The organism is Lewinellaceae bacterium, assembly GCA_020636105.1.
Classification (GTDB): Bacteria; Bacteroidota; Bacteroidia; order Chitinophagales; family Saprospiraceae; genus BCD1.
This window is the reverse complement of the sequence record JACJYL010000002.1, coordinates 1033789-1051844: the sequence shown is the minus strand read 5'-3', so window position 1 is coordinate 1051844 and position 18056 is coordinate 1033789. Positions and strand designations below refer to the sequence as shown.

General features: G+C 36.6%; 17 protein-coding genes. 12 read left to right on the top strand and 5 right to left on the bottom strand.

Features of this window, described 5'->3' with window-relative positions; genetic code table 11:
* Positions 1-268: 268 nt before the first annotated feature.
* The 9 genes from H6571_21290 (at position 269) to H6571_21250 (ending at position 7613) form a co-directional block, all read left to right on the top strand.
* Entirely contained in the window at positions 269-469 is a 201-nt protein-coding gene (locus tag H6571_21290) for a hypothetical protein (protein MCB9326290.1), read from the top strand.
* 47 nt (positions 470-516) lie between these two features.
* A complete protein-coding gene (locus H6571_21285; protein ID MCB9326289.1) occupies positions 517-1458 on the top strand; it encodes a hypothetical protein in 942 nt (313 codons plus the stop codon).
* A gap of 120 nt (positions 1459-1578) precedes the next feature.
* The gene (locus H6571_21280) at positions 1579-2607 is read left to right on the top strand and encodes a DUF3427 domain-containing protein (GenBank protein MCB9326288.1); all 1029 of its coding nucleotides are present in this window, start codon (positions 1579-1581) and stop codon (positions 2605-2607) included.
* A 350-nt stretch (positions 2608-2957) separates the two neighbouring features.
* Entirely contained in the window at positions 2958-3593 is a 636-nt protein-coding gene (locus tag H6571_21275; GenBank protein ID MCB9326287.1) for a hypothetical protein, read from the top strand.
* Positions 3594-3740: 147 nt separating this feature from the next.
* Positions 3741-4355, top strand: a complete 615-nt coding sequence (locus tag H6571_21270; protein ID MCB9326286.1) for an HNH endonuclease — start codon at positions 3741-3743, stop codon at positions 4353-4355.
* Positions 4356-4429: 74 nt separating this feature from the next.
* Positions 4430-4816: a hypothetical protein gene (locus H6571_21265; GenBank protein ID MCB9326285.1), complete on the top strand. Its 387-nt coding sequence runs from the start codon at positions 4430-4432 to the stop codon at positions 4814-4816.
* 128 nt (positions 4817-4944) lie between these two features.
* Positions 4945-6003 carry a hypothetical protein gene (locus H6571_21260; GenBank protein MCB9326284.1) on the top strand — a complete coding sequence of 353 codons (1059 nt, stop codon included), beginning with the start codon at positions 4945-4947 and terminating at the stop codon, positions 6001-6003.
* Between the two features lie 477 nt (positions 6004-6480).
* The gene (locus tag H6571_21255) at positions 6481-6777 is read left to right on the top strand and encodes a transposase (GenBank protein ID MCB9326283.1); all 297 of its coding nucleotides are present in this window, start codon (positions 6481-6483) and stop codon (positions 6775-6777) included.
* Positions 6747-7613, top strand: coding sequence for an IS3 family transposase (locus H6571_21250; GenBank protein MCB9326282.1), 867 nt, complete (start codon positions 6747-6749; stop codon positions 7611-7613). Before H6571_21255 ends, H6571_21250 begins: the two co-directional genes overlap by 31 nt.
* Here the strand turns inward: H6571_21250 and H6571_21245 are convergent.
* The 3 genes from H6571_21245 to H6571_21235 are packed head-to-tail and all read right to left on the bottom strand — an operon-like array spanning position 7610 to position 9140.
* A complete protein-coding gene (locus H6571_21245) occupies positions 7610-8212 on the bottom strand; it encodes a nucleotidyl transferase AbiEii/AbiGii toxin family protein (protein MCB9326281.1) in 603 nt (200 codons plus the stop codon). The genes H6571_21250 and H6571_21245 overlap by 4 nt on opposite strands.
* Positions 8212-8550 (bottom strand): nucleotidyl transferase AbiEii/AbiGii toxin family protein, encoded by a 339-nt coding sequence (locus H6571_21240; protein MCB9326280.1) that lies wholly within the window; start codon positions 8548-8550, stop codon positions 8212-8214. Before H6571_21240 ends, H6571_21245 begins: the two co-directional genes overlap by 1 nt.
* Positions 8547-9140 (bottom strand): type IV toxin-antitoxin system AbiEi family antitoxin domain-containing protein, encoded by a 594-nt coding sequence (locus tag H6571_21235; GenBank protein ID MCB9326279.1) that lies wholly within the window; start codon positions 9138-9140, stop codon positions 8547-8549. The genes H6571_21240 and H6571_21235 overlap by 4 nt, the downstream gene beginning before the upstream one ends.
* Before the next feature lie 904 nt (positions 9141-10044).
* Between H6571_21235 and H6571_21230 the strand changes: the two genes are divergently transcribed.
* The 3 genes from H6571_21230 (at position 10045) to H6571_21220 (ending at position 13479) form a co-directional block, all read left to right on the top strand.
* On the top strand, positions 10045-11550 hold the full coding sequence (locus tag H6571_21230; protein ID MCB9326278.1) for an RHS repeat-associated core domain-containing protein: 1506 nt from the start codon (positions 10045-10047) through the stop codon (positions 11548-11550).
* Positions 11551-11562: 12 nt separating this feature from the next.
* A complete protein-coding gene (locus H6571_21225; GenBank protein MCB9326277.1) occupies positions 11563-12000 on the top strand; it encodes a hypothetical protein in 438 nt (145 codons plus the stop codon).
* Positions 12001-12711: 711 nt separating this feature from the next.
* Positions 12712-13479: a hypothetical protein gene (locus tag H6571_21220; protein ID MCB9326276.1), complete on the top strand. Its 768-nt coding sequence runs from the start codon at positions 12712-12714 to the stop codon at positions 13477-13479.
* Between the two features lie 469 nt (positions 13480-13948).
* On the opposite strand, the gene H6571_21215 is transcribed toward H6571_21220, so the two are convergent.
* Complete coding sequence (locus H6571_21215; GenBank protein MCB9326275.1) at positions 13949-14938, bottom strand: IS110 family transposase; 990 nt, start codon at positions 14936-14938, stop codon at positions 13949-13951.
* Positions 14939-15409: 471 nt separating this feature from the next.
* The gene (locus H6571_21210; protein MCB9326274.1) at positions 15410-17752 is read right to left on the bottom strand and encodes a TonB-dependent receptor; all 2343 of its coding nucleotides are present in this window, start codon (positions 17750-17752) and stop codon (positions 15410-15412) included.
* Positions 17753-18056 lie beyond the last annotated feature (304 nt).

Below are 18056 nucleotides of genomic sequence, written 5' to 3'. Positions count from 1 at the left end.
TGAATAGTTCAAATTTGATTGCTGAAAATTTTATTGTTGGTGCCTTCTATTTACTAGCAATGCTTCTTTGGTATATTACCTCCCGATGGCCGAAGTAAACCCTCAAAAAAGGCCGATGAATGAAGCTTGAAGCTTCGCCCCATTACTCTCATCATATCCCCCCCCCAAAAATACCCAACTTCGCATCACATATCAATATATCCATTATTATTCCGAAGATCCAAGGTGAAAAAATTCCAAACGTTCAGGCAATAAGCCTTACAGGCATATTCCGGTCAAAGCTATTATAGAGCGACATGCTTCAGACACCAGGCGCAGCGCTGCCACAAATTTAGCCCCGCAAAATGCTTCGGTTAAAATAATTGCAGATCTCGGTGGATGGACCGATATTAGGACTTTGAGGACTTATTTGCGGGCTTCGGGGTTGGATTCGGCTTTGGTGGCTAAGGATTTGGAGTTTTTTATGTAATTTTTTTTATGTTCAGTTTCTTAATCGGAACAATAAAAACATGGTAAATGGAAAGCTATATAATTATTGCCAGTAATTCTGAAATAAGGAATGTAATAAATGTCGAGAAAAGTAGAATTTCTAAGCCATACAATCAAACTGGAAAAGCAAGTATTGACCTCGATGTAAATGATCCTGATTCGACCCAAATAGAAGAGTTGGTCAATATCCATAGACATGAATTACTATTCACAAAGGATGAAATTGAATTCACTATAGTTAAGTCTAGTTTGTCACCTGGAAAATATTTTGATAGAATTTTCAGGCCAGTTCTTGAAATACAGCATATTTTATTTTTGCTTCCTTACATTGAAGACAAACCACATATTACCCCACCTTTTGATCATAAGGTCTATTTTGATTCTATTAACCAAGTTTCTTTCATTACAGATGCACTTTTGAAATTATCACGTGTGATTCAATTTGATTTAAAGAATTTGCCTGTTTACGGAAATGAAATAAGAAATTTGATAATACTATGTTGTACAGAACTAGAAGCGCAATGGAAAGGTATTTTGACCTCTAATTCATATAGTCCGAATGTACAAACATATACAACAAAGGATTATGTGAAATTAAATCCAATATTAAAACTAGATCAATATAAGATTCGATTTAGAAATTTCCCTGATCTAGGAGTGATCAGCCCCTTCGATAAATGGAAGCCATCAGCTCCTACTAAAAGTTTAGAATGGTATAATTCCTATAACCATATAAAACATGATAGAGAGAAACATTTACCTTCAGCCTCTATTGAAAATTTAATAAACTCTATCGGAGGGTTAGTAATTATATTAGTTGCACAATATGGGTATAACATATTATATGAGGAAGGAGTGAAAAGATTCTACATTATAGAAAGGGAACCAATATGGTATGATAACGAAAAGTATTTACCTCCTAGTTCCCTTGATAATTATGATTGGGAGAAAGATAATTGTTCAATATAAAACCCAAATCTTTAGTTCTTTATTGATTTGGATGTGGCCACTCTCGAAAAATGAGATCAATCAAAACTAGAATTAATTGTTTAAATTGATTCTTTATCAAATAATTGTAGATAACTATCTATGGAATTAAAAAGATATAAAAGTTACACCAGGGAAGAAATACACAATTTATATTCTCCTGATTCCCTCTTTGTGAGAGGAGCTGGAAAATGGGGATTACATGGGATAGTTTCTATCCCTGAAAAAAAAGGGGACTTTATTTTTTTTGTAACTTTTGGCACTACCGAGGCAGGGCATACTTTTAAAGAAGGTATTACTGAAGATGGAATTTTAACTTGGCAAAGCAAACCAGGTCAAAAACTGAAAGATCCTCAGATCAGCCAATTCATAAATCACGACCATAACAAAAACAACATTTTCTTACTGCTTAGGACAAACTCAAATGATAAGTATACCTATCTCGGAAAACTCGCTTATGAATCACATAATCCAGATGCAGAAAAGCCAGTACAATTTCAATGGCAAATACTTGATTGGGAAATTAATGAAGATTTATTTGAAAATATAGGTTTGAAACTTGGTGATCCAGGACTTGATGCCGATCAATTCACAACTAAATCTTGGGATGAAATTAAAAAACCACTTGCTGAATATCCGGTTTTAGAAGAAATAATCCCAAAAGAATCGGAGGTTGAATTGATGAATTGGTATGAAAAGAATAACCAACTTGTAAGGGATAGCTCATCAAGTAGTCCCCGGTTCTCCCAAGAATCAAAAAAGGTAGGTGACAGAGGTGAAGAAATTGCCTTAAAATTTATTAGATCAAACATTAATGATATCAAACTTGAAACGCTTGTTTGGCATGCAAATATCGGAGAAACTCCAGGCTACGATATTTCCTATGAAAACCTTGCAGGAGAACAAATCTGCATAGAGGTTAAATCGACAGCGGGAAAGCGATTTAATAACTTTATAATGACCAGCAACGAACTGAGGGCTGCAAAAAAAATAAAAGAAAATTTTAAAATATTATTGGTAGCGGATTGTTTGGGCAAAGAGCCTAAGGTTGAAATTATCCCGAATCCAACTTTGGATCCGTATTTTTTATTTGAGCCTTTGAGTTATCAGGTTTTTATGATGAAGAATTAAAACTCATTCAGGAATATTAGTGTATTCCTTGGGATGGACGGATATTAGAACCTTGAGGAGTTATTTGCGGGCTTCGGGACTGGATTCGGCGCTAGTGGCTAAGGATTTGGAGTATTTTAGGAAATATCTTTTTTTATTAGTCTTGGTATCTATTCAAATCTTTGCTTCAAATTTTATGAAAAATTCAAAACATTTAGGTGGATAATTCGTACCCCTATTATAGAAATATTGATTTAATCTCCTTACGAAATATCATAACATTTAAATTTTTTTGAAATGCAAGCCTTTTAGATGGGGAATAGATTATTTAAAGTGGTTATAAATTCGTCTGGTATAAATGAAATACAAATATGAGAACTTACATTTTAGATATAATTCCAAGCCTACAAAGATTTTCTCAGAAACTTGATGACTTAACAATTTTAACTAATCAACATTGGGTTGTGGTTGATGAAATAGATAATTCCAAAATTGTCTATATTTTTAGAGCAAATAGTGATTTGCTTATCTCCCAAAATGGAAGGGTAGAGAAGGCAAAGTGGGAATACTTAGGGAATAATTCGCTCTTAATTGACAAAAAAGATGAAAGCTATCTTTTTAAACATGGTTTCCTTGATGAAAATATTCTAGCCCTTAAAGTTGATAGTAAAAATGAATATGCCTTTTTAGTAAACGAAAACAAATATGAAGGAGAACTTAACTCAATAGAAAAAATTGATAACTTTCTAACAAAAAAATATTTATTGCCAAACATTGCAGGAAAACAATTAGACGAAATTTATAGAATAAAAAATCTTTACAATACCACATGGCTTGATACGGACAAAGGTAAGCTTGAGATTAGAACGAAACTTGAAAGTGGCTATACATATGGAGATTTTGTTTTCCTAAATGATAAAATAGCACCCGATGGAAAATATGCAACAGGCTGGCCTGCTTGGTTGAGTTATGTTATGGTGAAAAACGGAAAATTAGAAAACATATGATAGGAGGTCATAGACTCTTTTTACCTTTTTGGACATAAGTGATGGATTTGAAATTTTTTCATTGAAGGGGGGACAAGATTTTTTTAGTGACAGATTAGGTATTGATTATCTTGAATAATAACGCAAAACTTTTTAAATAACCCAAATATGGAAAATGAGGATATTGAAAAAAGGAGTAACCTGCATTACAAGAAAAAGGCTGAATGGCACAAGGAGAATACTCCTGTAATGTCCAAAATATTTAATGAAAAATGTCAAGAGTGTGGTTCTGATGCGAATTCCAAAATAGGGGTAATTCATCACAGGCAATACACCGGAAATGATTATGAAAAGCCGTTAGAAAAACTTTTGGCCGACAATGCAATTGAATGGTTGTGCAAAAATTGCCATAAAAAAAAGCATGTTGCTCTTAATCGAGAGGAGGTGGATCTAAGGATAAAGCATAGTGGGTTTTGTGCAATTTGTAATGAATTTAGTTGGCATGCCTGGTTCAAATTGAATAAAGGGGTAACGCACGGAAGGGGAAGTTTTCCGATTTGTAATAAATGCCTTGATTTTTTACTTTCAAAGGAAGTTATGAAGGAGTTTTGGTTTGATAATCATGGCTACAAAAGTAGAATAATACGCTGGGGAAATATTGAACAATTTCAAAAAGAACAAAGGATAATATTTAAAAATCTAATTCCCAAAATAAAAAGGGAAACGTTTGGAGACTTGAGCCTTTTAAAAAATGATTCTTCAAATCAAGGTAAATTGTTTTAGGGAAACTAATTAAAAGTGAGCAACTCCTGGATTTATTTTGGGCGATTATTTAAAAATCCATTTGATATAAGGCTATGATAAAAAAATCCATAAACCCTTTTTCGGCAACCATCACCATTGGATTAGAGTCCGGCTACGAACAGGTTAAAATAAGTCAGCCTCAAATAATCCGGTTTGTTCAAAATTATCAGGAAGATCTGATAAAAAATAAAGGCATCTATTTGAGTGCTTCCGTTTCTGAATGTAAGATTGTTTTAAGTGGTCAGGTTGAACCACATTTAAAATTGAGTTTTATTAATTATCCCAAGTTCCCCTTGCCTGTAAGTCAGTTAAAAAATGAAATTGAGGATCTCGCTAAATCATTTATGTCTGAGTTCCGGCAGAATAGGACGGTCATAGAATACCTGGATGAAACCGTGATGTTTGAGCAATCTGGTGATATTGATCCCCGGATTAACTGATCACAAGAACCGATTACTCACTCGACCCGATACGCTTATTATATTACCCTCGCTGGGCGGCACAGGCGGCAAGCCCCACGTTTGGCATGATAATGAGAAGACCAAACAAAAAAACAACGCAAAAGATTATGGACTCAAAACACATACACAAACTCGCAAAATATAAAATCATAGATGACCCTTTTGATTATCAAGATTTAGATGATGAGTTGTTAACCAAGTACAAACATTTTGAGGATGAATTTGAAAGGTTATACTTAGGTAAATTAAATCAGTACAAGTTGAAGGATTGTTTTTTTTATATAAAAAATGATTTCTCTTGCAATGCTTTTGCCAGAAACAAAAGAGGCTATAACATAATAGGAATTACGAATGGATATGCTATTCAAATGTTTGAAGCATTTGACGAAAAGTACTTCTCATCTATATCAATATTACTACTTTCATTAGTAAATCTAAATGAGGTGAGTATTACTGATGGGTATGCTGATTTACACGAAATCAATAATTTTAGAGTTAATAAATTTATGTTAGATTGTTCAACTCAATTCACTTTTGGACACGAATTTCAGCATATATTACAGTTTAATAGTTCAAAAATTATTGTTGATAGTTATAGAAGTGAAAATTTGGACTTATCTGAATTTGATATTAAAAGGCACGCTTGGGAGTTAGACGCTGATTGGTTTGCAATGTGGGAAGTTCTGAAATATATTTTTGAAGTTAAGCGAGAGTACAAAATTAAAGATGATAATATCTTTAAATGTTTACTATTTTTAGGGTTAGGAAGTGTTTGTATAACAAAGACATTGTCATATTTTGGTGCTTGGAATTTCAAGCAGAAGGTACAAAAAATTGATTTTTATACAAAAAAATACTCGCATCCCCATCCACTTGTTAGATTACTTAATATTATTGATGGCTTTTACGATCAAATTGTAGATTTATTTCCAAACTTAAACATTGATAAACAATCCCTTTTGAACAATGCATTAGGAACTATAAAAATATATTTTAATTCATTTGCACCAAATAAAGAGATAATTACAGATATTTTTAACGATATGGACTTGAATTTAGATACCGCCAATAATTATAAAAGTGAATTGTATGACGTGAGTATTAATGATGACGCTATACGAACTTTATTAATTAAAAGAGGAATTAATTTTGAACAAAGTAATTAGAAAATACCATGCCCAACAAAGCATCTGCGCCTATTTGCGGCAAACCCAACCCGCAACCCCAACGCAGTCGCAAATAGCTTAGATGCAGCCGTTATCTAAAGCAATTTATTACTCACCCCAATCCCAACCGTCACCCCCACAGCAATAACAATCACCAAAATCAAATAAGCCATAAAAGCCTGTCCCGTAGATAATTCAGTATTCATAATATCAATTTTATTTTATTCCTAAAAGATTAAATATTCGTGCTTTTTTGACCTTGCGTGCCAGGAGGGTCGGCTTCTCATTTTTAAAAGTATCCACACCTATCAAGTCATACCTGCCAGGGTTTCCCGTCCAGCGAAGGAGATTGTTGAATGTAGGAGCCAGTGTCCTTTTATTGGAGCGCCCTACATCGTTTGTCCTCTTCCCAAATCGCGCACCCAAAGATAAGTAGAGAGTTAGGCAAAAATTTACTAACTTTCAAAAAATTTAGAGATGCGTAAAAGTAGTTTTAGCGAATCCCAACGCATGGCGATCCTGGCAGAGCAGGATGCGGGTCAGACAGTAGAAGCCATTTGCCGGAAGTATCAGATCAGTCCGGCGACCTTTTATAAGTGGAAAAAAGATCTTGCCATTGAGCAGGATGACGAAAAACGTCGATTACGAGACCTGGAAGCAGAAAACGCCCGGCTCAAAAAGATGTATGCCGAATTGCGATTAGACCATGAAATTCTGTCCGAAGGATATGAGATGCTAAAAAAGTGGCAAGCCCAGGACGCCAGGAAGAAATGATCGATCATTTCAATAACGAGGATAAGATAAGTATACGACGAGGATGTCGGATACTGGGCTTTAGACGCCAGACCTATTATCGACGCAAACAAGGCCATCGTCCGGAAGCGGTTGATGCGGTGATTGCAGAGTTGTTGCACCGGACGGTCAAACGTTTTGTTGCGTGGGGTTTTTGGATGGTATTTTATTTTTTGCGTCGCCAGGGCCATGGTTGGAATCATAAACGGGTGTATCGAGTCTGGAAGCAGGAGGATTTGCATCTAAGGTTGCCTCCCAAGCGATCAAAGATCCGGCGGGAGTATCAGGATTTACTTGCTCCGGATGGTGTCAATGAAGGTTGGGCGATGGATTTTGTGAGCGATTGGGTTGTAGGTCCGGGGCAGGAAAAAGTCCGGATCATCAATATTATGGACGAATCCTCGCGCAAGGCACTTTGGACAGAGGCATATTCCAACATTACAGCAAAAACCTTGATTGAGGTACTTGATAAAGTGATTGAGTGGCGCGGATGCCCAGCTTACATTCGTTGTGATAACGGTCCGGAATTTATTTCGGAGAAATTGAAAGAATGGGCAGAAAAAAACGGAATTGAGTTACGATTTATTCAGCCGGGCAAACCGAGTCAAAATGGACTTATTGAACGATTGAATGGAACACTGAGAAAGGAATGCCTTAACCTGGAATGGTTCCAAAGCATTCCAAAACTCAATGAACAGCTGCAGGAATGGTGGCAGATTTATAATTCCATCAGACCGCATAGTTCAATTGGTTATCAAACTCCGAATGAGTTTGAGGACTTAAATCAAAACCTCTACTTTTCAGTGGTTGCGGCTTAGGGGAAGAGGACAGCTTTATCGCCTTGTAAAATCGGCTGGATGATAATACCCAACTTTATTACATCAGAAGTTGAGAATTGAACCTTATCCCTTTTGGCCACTTCCAAAATATTTTTAATGTATTTCAGATTTTGGCGGACAAAAAGAAAGCCGTTTGGTTCATCTTCTTTTTTCCTGAAAAGAATATGGATTTCTTTGTGCAAAAGATCATAAGAAGCTCCGGGAGGTTTGTTTTGCTCTTTCCGGATATCAATGACTTTTGCATCCACTTTTTGTATCACCTGGGCGATAGCTATTTTGAGGTTGTTCTTGTCAAAGTTTCCTTTGCTGAGAATTCTGAAGACATCGTAAAAGTCTTTCATCCTGCTGTTTAATTCCGATAGATCGATCATGGCTTCAAATTTTTCTGAAACCAGCGATTCTATAGAATAGGCCTTGATAACCGGAGACTCCATATCCAGAAGGGTAGGGTAGTCCATTTCAACCGGTGCCGGAAAAATAATATCTCCAAAGCCGATGTCAATTTGCATTCTTTGATTTATTTTGCCCAAGCTTACAGGTACTTTAATCCTTATTCCCGAATACTTTTCTTCTTTCACTACTTCAGACGTTTCAATTTTTTTTGCATCAAAATGACTCCGTCTTCCGGGAATTCAATATTGCAAACGGTTTCGAATATATTATGAATTATCAGGGTATCCGATTTTATTTTCTTGGCAAGCAGATCCAGATCCAAAGTCGGACGACTCAACTCTGCTTCCAATGCGTATATTAATGCGCCGCCTTTTAAAAAGAAATTTTTCTTGTACTTCGAAATGGATAATCGAAACAATAATCGCTCCTGAAAATAACGGGTCAGGGTTAATTGATGGTTCCTGTTTTGGGTTTTCGAAAGATGTTTTAGTTTCATCTGGATAGACTGTGTATTGTCATTCATAGGAGTACTTCTAAGTATTTTTTTAAAGGGGAGTTAATGTTTAATTCCCTGGCATAAGCCATCAACTTTGTTATATTTCTATCTTCCCGATTCAAATAGTTCTTCAAAACCTCTTTGGAAAGATCCTGGCCTGTTTTGCTTCTGAATTTAATGAAATCACATACAACCTTTTCTTTATTGTAAATGGTAATCGGGTTTCCCAGGTTATTTTTTATTTGCTCCTGACCGCAGGAAAGTTGTGACTCACTCCAGTAATATAATTTTATGGGAGGGTAATCCGGTAACCTGATTTTTCTTTTTTTGGGAATTGCAATATGAATCTGAGAAGGAATAAAAGTTGTTAATTCGAAAAAAGCTGCGGCAGAATACATGCAGATAATGCCATTTGGAACAATTTTCAGTGCTTCAAATAACTCATCTCCTATAAAGTCTGTCCAGCGGTACAGCCCGGGCTTGACTCGCTCTACTTTATTTGCCTTAATTAATTTATTCAGGGCATAATAAGTGACTCCCCGGTCCTGTAACTGGTTTATGGTAAGAACTCCATGGTTGGATTCAAATAATTGTTTTATGTCTAATTTATTTTTCACAAATTAACGGCCATTAGATTTGATAGCCGTAAATTTATGAAATTTTTTATTGTGAATCAAATATTATTTTTTAAGTCCTTAAATGCCAGTTTTTTGGAAAATTCTCGTCTAAAAACTATCTGAAATCTGTCTGAAATTTTGGGTGGTTTCTGAAATCAAAAGATGGATGATATTAACCTGGGTTTTAATATATAATGCTCCTGTTTTTCCCAATATTTGCGTCTCCTCTGACAAATATCATTGTTTTTTAAAACTGAATAATTTACCATATTGGTTTGATTGATAAACCCCGATTTGACATTAATAAAGATCACCATTTGACGCAGGTAGATTATTATATTAAATGTCAAGCCATAATGAAATCCTCCAACCATATTTCCATCCTCTTTTCCTTATTGATCCTGAGTTTTTTATTGGCTTTTCCATGGGGTTCCTTTGGCCGATACAGATAGAAAAAACTATCCTTTTCGATTCTTTCCGGAAGAGGATCAGAAAATTAATTTAAAATTTTTATTAAATCCCCTCCTTCCTGCTTACTAAAAAAATTCTAACCATGAAAAAATTAAATTCACTCCAACTGCAAGTCAAATCAATTCAAAAAGCCACCCTGATGGCCGAAGCATGTCGCTCAAGTCGATGGTCAAGGCTTATAGCTTTGACCGGAATATGCCTGTAAGGCTTGCAGCCTGGGCCTAAAACAAAAGCCTGGCCGGAAGGTCGGGCTTTTTGCGTTTTGGTGCATGGCCTCTGATGGCCGAAGCGTATCGATAAAAAAAATCCCCTGATGACCGAAGCATACTGACCAAAAAATAAAAAACAACCGTTCGTCAAAGCTTTCAGCCCCTATGATGAAATTGGTAATCTTGTTGCTGACCAGGCAGAAAATGTAACAGTTGAGTGGGATGTGTATCGAAAACCAATAAAAGTAGCAAAGACTGGTGGTTTTGGTTTGAATGATAGTGAAATTAACTTTTATTATGATGGTAGTGGTAATAGGGTAATAAAAGAAAAAGCAACAGACACTGGAATCCATCAAACTTATTATGTGAGAGATGCTTCCGGGAATGTTATGTCTGTATATGAAAAAGATATTCCGAATAATGAACCTGAAGTAATTTTCCAAACAGAAGTACCAATTTATGGTTCTTCACGCTTAGGATTAGATAAATTAAGTCCTTCCGAGGAATCCCCTGATCTTTTTGTAGAGAATATCCCTATATTGCATAAATCTCGACGAGGTAGTAAGTTCTTTGAGTCTTCTAACCACCTTGGAAATGTTTTAACGACCTATACAGATCGTCGCCTTGGACAAGTGAGTTCTGGAAGTATTGTCGAGTTTTACGAGGCTGAAGCTGTTTCTGCAACTGATTATTTCCCATTCGGTCAGGAGATGCCAAAACGCATAATTGCAAATGCAGACCGTTACCGGTTTGGGTTTAATGGCAAGGAGAAAGATGAGGAGGGGGAATGGGGTGGTTTGACGCATTATGATTATGGGTTTAGGATTTATAATCCGGGGATAGCACGGTTCCTTTCTATTGATCCGTTGACGGGTAGTTATCCCTGGTATACGCCTTATCAGTTTGCGGGGAATAGGCCGATTTGGGCGATTGATTTGGATGGGTTGGAGGAAGTCGAATATTCATATTCGTGGGAATCAGTGGATGAAGGAGATACTAAATTGGAGCCTGGTATAATAACATTTCCGACTGATACAAGATTAATAATTGATGCAAACGAAAGAAATAATAATTCACCATATAAATACTTTTTGGCATATTTAGAGTCTGATGCAGTTGAAGAAAGAAAATTGGATTGGGTAGAACAATGGGCTTCAGACAAAGCAAATGCAAGAAATAAAAATTATGTAGCAAAGAGGTTTTTTTCTCATTGGTTAAAAGGAATGGGGAATGAATATATGATGACGAAAGAAGAAATGAAAGGTGTAAATATTTATCCGTTTTTTTTAAAGGGAACTGAATTTCCCAAATCTTCAGGAGGGAAAAATGATGTTTCATGGAAAAAAAGAACTAAAAATGTAAAATCTGAAGCTTATAAAAAATTAAGAGATAAATTATCTAAAATGGAAGTTGGGCAATCCGCCCCTTATAACACAATAATAAGTGGAGGAGCTAAAGCTTCTGGAACTTTGGGACAATTTTCAATTGAAATTTCGGGAACCTTGACAAGAACATCCAAGAATGGCTATTCATTTGAAGGGGAGTTTAGTTTTTATGATGAATATGATTTTGATGTCAGAGTATTTAATTTAAAAGACCTTAGAAGTAGAAGTGGTGAAAGTGCTGTAAGGAAAGCAAGGTTGTTCCAAATTCTTACAGATAAGGGACGCGATTTTATTATTAATTCTGAAAAGATACCCTATAACGATACTGGGTATTTTTCCGATTAACTAAGATGATACATGAAAAGAGCAATCATTATTTCTGGAATAGTTAGCCTTTTTTTGGTTTTTGTCGTCACATTGTTTTATTTTAATAGACATTTGTTTTGGACTAAGCAACATATATCTCAGTTTTTAGGAATAGAAACAATCTATGGTGAATTTGAGGTACTTTCTTATCAAGAAAATTCAATTTTTGCTGGAGATTATGATGATGATGTTGTTTTGCAATTCGATAATAAAAGATGTCAAAGATTTGCTGACTTATTTCTCCAATTAGAATCTTCAATTGAACCTGATGATACTTTTTATGAGTTTTATATGTCAGATCTAAATTTAGATGGTATTCTTTCTTTAGACAGAGAATGGGTGAAATTTAGAGGTGATAAAACTAAATATTTAGTAGCATATTTTGATGTAAATAAATGCAAACTACATTACCATTATGTAAATCTATAACCCCTGATAGCCGAAGCATGTCGACAAAAAATAAAAAAAGGTCGATGGTCAAGGCTTAAAGCTTTGACCGGAATATGCCTGTAAGGCTTGCAGCCTGGGCGTCATAAGATACACAGACAAAGAAACGAAAGCAAAAAGCCTGGCCGCGCGTCGGGCTTTTTGCGTCTGGTGCATGAGGTATAATGGCCAAGCTATACAACGGCCCGTTTTTTCGGGATGGCTGTTATAGCCGATATTAAATCATTATCGGATCAGTTAGAGCAACCGACCCCTGATGGCCGAAGCATGTCGCTCTAGTCGATGGTCAAGGCTTATAGCTTTGACCGGAATATGCATGTAAGGCTTGCAGCCTGTCTAAAGCCAGGTAAACCTGGGCGATCTGAATTCCTTTTATACTGAAACAAAAACATAAGGCTGACCACCTTGGGCATTGGATTTTTGTGCTTTGGTAGAATGTGGAAATTTTGGATTTCCGGAATAATATTGGATATATTGATATGTGATTGGGAATTGGTTATTTTTGATCAGGTGATAGGATGAGCGCATTCGGGCGAAGCTAAAAGCCTGTCTCCTGCGTCACCAGGCAGGCTGCGACCATCGACTTTTTTCTTTTGGGGGGCATGCTTTGGCCATCGGGGGGTATCTACTAATACAAAGTTTATTAGCCCTGACGGGCAAAAACAAAATGTTGAAATAATAAAAAATTAGGGCATGAAATATTTTTTTTTTGGCGTGATATTATTGCTGAATTCATGTTATTTTGCCTCTAATTGTAGGCAGTTTGAATGGCATATTCCTAGTTCTAAAGCTCTAGTTTATAAAGTAGTGTATAATCATAGTATTGAATTAATGAATGATCCTAGCTTAGAAGAATTAGAAGATATCATTAATAAGAAAATCAGCAATTCTAAACAATATATTGTGTTAAGTCAAAGAGGGGATGGTACAATTGATATAAGTTTAATATCAATTGTTTCTGATATTTTAAGTTTGAAAGGAGCAAATAGGTATGAAATCATTCGAGCTGAAATGGATAAATATGGAAATGTTAATCCAAAATCAGCTAGACATGATTTTAAAAATTTGTTTACTATTTTTTTTCATTTAGGGTGTTTTTCAAAAGAAAAGGGGATTTATAAAGGTATTGATTATACACCATTAAATCGATGGAATATGGCAAATACCTTAGAATATAAAGCTGACAATCAAGTAAAAATCACCCAATGTTCTCGGGTTAAATGCAGTTTTTCATATAATTTTTTTCAATCATATGTAGGGGTGATTAATAATGACACTATCTATTATAATTTGAGATTATTGGCTTATTCAGATTATTTTTTGAGTTCAAAGAAATGGGAAGCGTTTTATGGTTATATTGATATTTATAACAAAAATGATGCTAAAGATAGAAAAGAGTATATTATGGGATTGATTCCAACAGAAGATGATGAAATCGTAGAATTACACCTAAATAGATAACTCTCTGATGGCCGAAGCGTATCGATAAAAAAAAATCTGTCGATCGGTTAAGCGTCATCGCTTAAGCGGGCTACGCTTGTAGGACTTGTAGTCCGGGCGTTATCAAATACATTGACAAAGAAACACAAAACATGAGTTCATCCCGAATAATCAAAAACTGTCTGAAATAGAAATTTTTTGATTATTTGAAGTATTTTTTAAATGTAAAATGTAAAACAAGGAATTTAAAATTTAAAAGTGTTTGGGTTTTGGAAAAAAGTCATTTTTTGTCGCAAAACACCTAACCCACGACCCAAACACTTCTAAATTTTGCGGTTACTTGTTTTAAACCTTGCCTGCTGCCGCGACGGAAGGCAGGTTTTGCGGTTTATTTCTTTTGTAAAAGAAAAATCCCGAATTTAATCTGATTAGATGAAATTCGGGATGAACTGTGTTCATCTCCAAATTTTTTTCGGAAAATCAGAAAATTTTATTTGGCAAAATAATGTTTTAGTCTGTATTCCGGATCAAATTTTTGTCCAGTTATAGCTATAGTGAAAGCGATTTTCAGCAACTTATTGGCCACCGCAATCATGGCTACTTTAAATGGTTTTTTCTTTGCAATATAGAGTCTTTCAAATAGTTCCTTACATACAGGGTTAAACCTTTTGGCACTTAAAGCACATTCATAAAGTAACTTTCGAAGATAGGATGACCCTAACTTGCAGATGTGTGAAGCTCCCTTAACACTTACTCCTGACTCGTATGTCCGAGGAGCTAACCCCACATAGGCTATCAAAGCTTTATATGATCCAAACTTGGTAAAGCCTCCAGTTATTAGGATTAAGGTGGCTACCGTTTTGGGACCTAAACCGGGAATTGATCGTAAAGAAGCCTCTAATTCTTTGTAATGTTCTTTAATGCTATTATTGATAAGGCATTGTATTTCTTGTAAATGTTTCTCTAATTTTACTATTTGGCACTTTATTATTTCAAGGGCTTCTTTACTGGGGTCTGGTACAAGTTCAAAGTTTTTTTGTTGATTGATTAATGCCGTCTTTTGTTTTGTTAATTGTGCAGAAACTGTCATTAACTGTTGAAGTTGTCTTAAATGTGTCGGTGGAGCTGTCCAACTTTCAGGCTTAAATACTTGGCCATACTGGGCAATAACATAAGCATCTACCCTATCTGTTTTTGCCCTCTTGAGATTCAATCGAGAAAAATACTTTACACGCAAAGGGTTGACTACACTAACACGTTTATCATGCTCAACTAAATATAATGCCAACCCTACATGATAAGATCCCGTTGCTTCTATTATGCATAAGTCCTGATCACTAAGGTTTTTAGCAAACTTTTGCCAACCTTGAGCATCATTATTAAAACGGCTTTCTTCTAATAGAGCCCCTTGTGATAAAACGCAGACATCAAAACTATCTTTTGATATGTCAATTCCTACAAAACGATCAGATTGTTTCATACTAAATCGGTAAATTTGTGTTGATAAAATAACTTCTGTTATGCCTCATCTATCTTACTCAGGCTTTTTGCCTAACAAACTGTCCGAGGTGAAACAGAGAAAAGGAAGCGGGACTGGCTATCCCGAACTGTCTTAATGACAAATGACTCATTATAGTCTTATGCCGCTTCCTTATTTTTTCATTTCAAATTTACCAAATTTAATTTCCTGCCCCTAAGGTAAGATGACTCATGTTTTGCGTTTTGCGGGGAAATGGGTTATTTTTGATTGGGGATGGGATGAGCGCATTCGGTCGAAGCTAAAAGCCTGTCTCCTGCGTCACCAGGCATGCTTCGACCATCAAGGGGGCTCTTGCTTCATAAACAGCATTATTAAATAATCATGTAATTTAAAAGATTTTTATACTTTTTACACAACCCCTTTCTTATCTGCCTTCGCTGTTTATTTTCGTATCCTCAGCATTTCCCAAGGTTAAAAATCAATCTGGAAACTCAATATAGGTGTCAGTCCAGCCTGTTCGCGATAAACCCATGCGTTTAAGTCGGGATCGTAATTCCTGTTGAGCGCATCAATATTTTTGTGGTTGATGAAGTTTTGAACATCCAGTGCCAGGGACCAGGCGGAATTCGGGTTATTTTTCCGGAAGGAGAATCTCAAATCAGCCCGGACATAATCCTGAACCTGTTCGGTGAAAGCTTTGGATTCATCCAATTCGGGGTCTTGTGAATAGCGGGAAACAGTACCTCCTGCTAAAAGAGGGGTTAATCTTTGCCCTCCATTGTAAAGTCCCTTGACACTTAAAGCCCAGATATTCCCTTTTGAGGTAGTCCATTCCTTACCTCCCATGCCTGTTGCCGCATACCCGCTGTCAAAAATCGTAGAGAATTCCCTTCCGGAGGCATCGGTATATTTTGAATCGAAAACAGAACCGGAAACCAAAATAAAGGTACCATTGTCAAAGGCTTTTTCAACCGACAAATCAAGCCCTATGTTTTTGCCTGTACCGGTGTTGACTAACTCATATTTTGCAAACCCGTCGATGGTATTCAAAATACTCCAGGAACTGCCCGCGGTTTTGGCAACCGGCACATCCGTCATTTTTTGCCTATAGGCTTCGATGTTAATTTTCCAGTTGTTGCCCGGGAGGTAATTATAACCAATCACCAACTGATTCGACCGTAAAAAATTGGCATCAATATTTGGCAACTGACCGTTTATTTGGGTGAAATAGTTCCCGATGGGCAACATTTTGCTGTGCATGCCCCAGGCCGCCATGAGGGCGTGTTGTTTCGTAATTTGATATTTTACCCCCAATCGTGGTTCCAGCGCACTTTTTTTGTTCAGAGTGAGATAGGTGGCGTGTCCGCCGGCATTAATGGTGAGCCGGTCACTTGGGCGAAACCGAAACTGGACATAAGCCTGCGCCAGTTGGGTGCCGCCAGTGGAGTTGATCAAAGTATTGTCTCCTAAGGTTTCCCTGAAAAGATCGTAGTTGATTTGGCTAAAAATAATCCCCGTTTTCAAACCGATTTTTGGCGTGAATCTTTTATTCCAATAAGAAGAAATAACGATCCTGCTTTCTTTGTAAAGCTCGTCGTTTACCAAAAATTCTTTGAGCGAACTGTCAAGGGTGTCATTTTGGTATAATATTTTTTGTCCCATGAAAGCCACATTGGTTTTCCAGAATGCGTCTTTTCCTGCGGGCAGGGAATAGGTCATTCCTACCGTTCCCATATCTGAAGTGAAATAGCGGGTATAATAATCATCAAATGATTTCCATTCTTGCTGATCTTCCACCGGGTTGACCTGTTCAACACTCAATCCACCCATTCCCCAGATGGTTAAGAGATTCTTTTTATCTTTTGAGGGAAAATTCAAATTGAAAGACAAATCCTGGAAAGTATTATCTACCCGGGGGCCGACCAGATGTAATCCCATTTTATTTAAAATGCCCAAAGTGGAATAACGATAATTGACGAGGTAACTGGACTCGGTGTTTTTGTTAATGGGGCCTTCTGTACTATAGTCTAACCCTAGCAGCCCTGCCCGAAAAGTATGGTGGCTTTGTCGTGTAGCTCCTTTCCGGAATTTAATGTCAAAAACGCCACTGGTGGCATTCCCGTATTCGGAAGGGAATGCTGCTGTGGAAAAATCGGAATTGCTCAACATACTGACACTGAAGATCGTAATCCCCCCACCTGAATTTCCCTTTCGGGCAAAATGGTTGGGATTCGGGATGTCAACGCCTTCCAGACGCCATAACATACCTATTCCTGAGTTACCCCGGATGATAATGTCACTCCGGTTATCCCGGGAGGGCTGTACCCCCGGAAAACCCTGAACCATTCTGCCCGGGTCGTTGGCACTGGCTGCGTACCGCTGTGTTTCTTCCACTGAAAAAGAGCGGGCAGAAAGAATGGATACTTCATTTAAGGGTTCATTACCAAATTTTTTGGCTACAACCACCGCTCCCTCTATCGTTACCGCAGACTGAATTAATTCAATGGATAATTCAGCTGCTTTGGCAGAATTCAATAAAAAAGGATCTGAAAGGTAGTCCTGGTAACCGACGTAAGAACATTTTATTTGTACTCTGCCGACAGGAATATCCTGAAGTTCAAACTTGCCGTCAAAATCAACGGTGGTTCCAATGATCGGGTCACTGCCTATAATCGAAACAGTAGCTCCGATGAGTAGTTCTTTTGTGTCTTTGTCTTTGACTGTCCCAAATATGGATTGGGTAGGATTTTGAGCAAAGGAGCTGGTAGAAAAGAAGAAGAATAGCAGACTTAAAATACTTGTTAAAGTTCTCATGATTATTTCGTTTTTATGCTGTTTTGAAATGTTGGCTTAGCGTGAAGGGGAACGGTTATCCAAAATTTATGATAATGTGAACTGGGGCACAACCCTAAAATTAACTTAATTCGCGTTTTTTTTAAAAAATTGTGCGGATTGTTATCAGGTTTCTACTGCAAATTTATGCCTCAACGGTTTTCCTTTTAAGGAAAATTTAGAAAAAAATTATCTAAAAAGTTGGATAAATGATCGTTATAGTCTGAAAATTACCTGTTTTCGGTATTTTTTAAAAACTTTAGTGCCGTGCAACAAAAAATTGGAA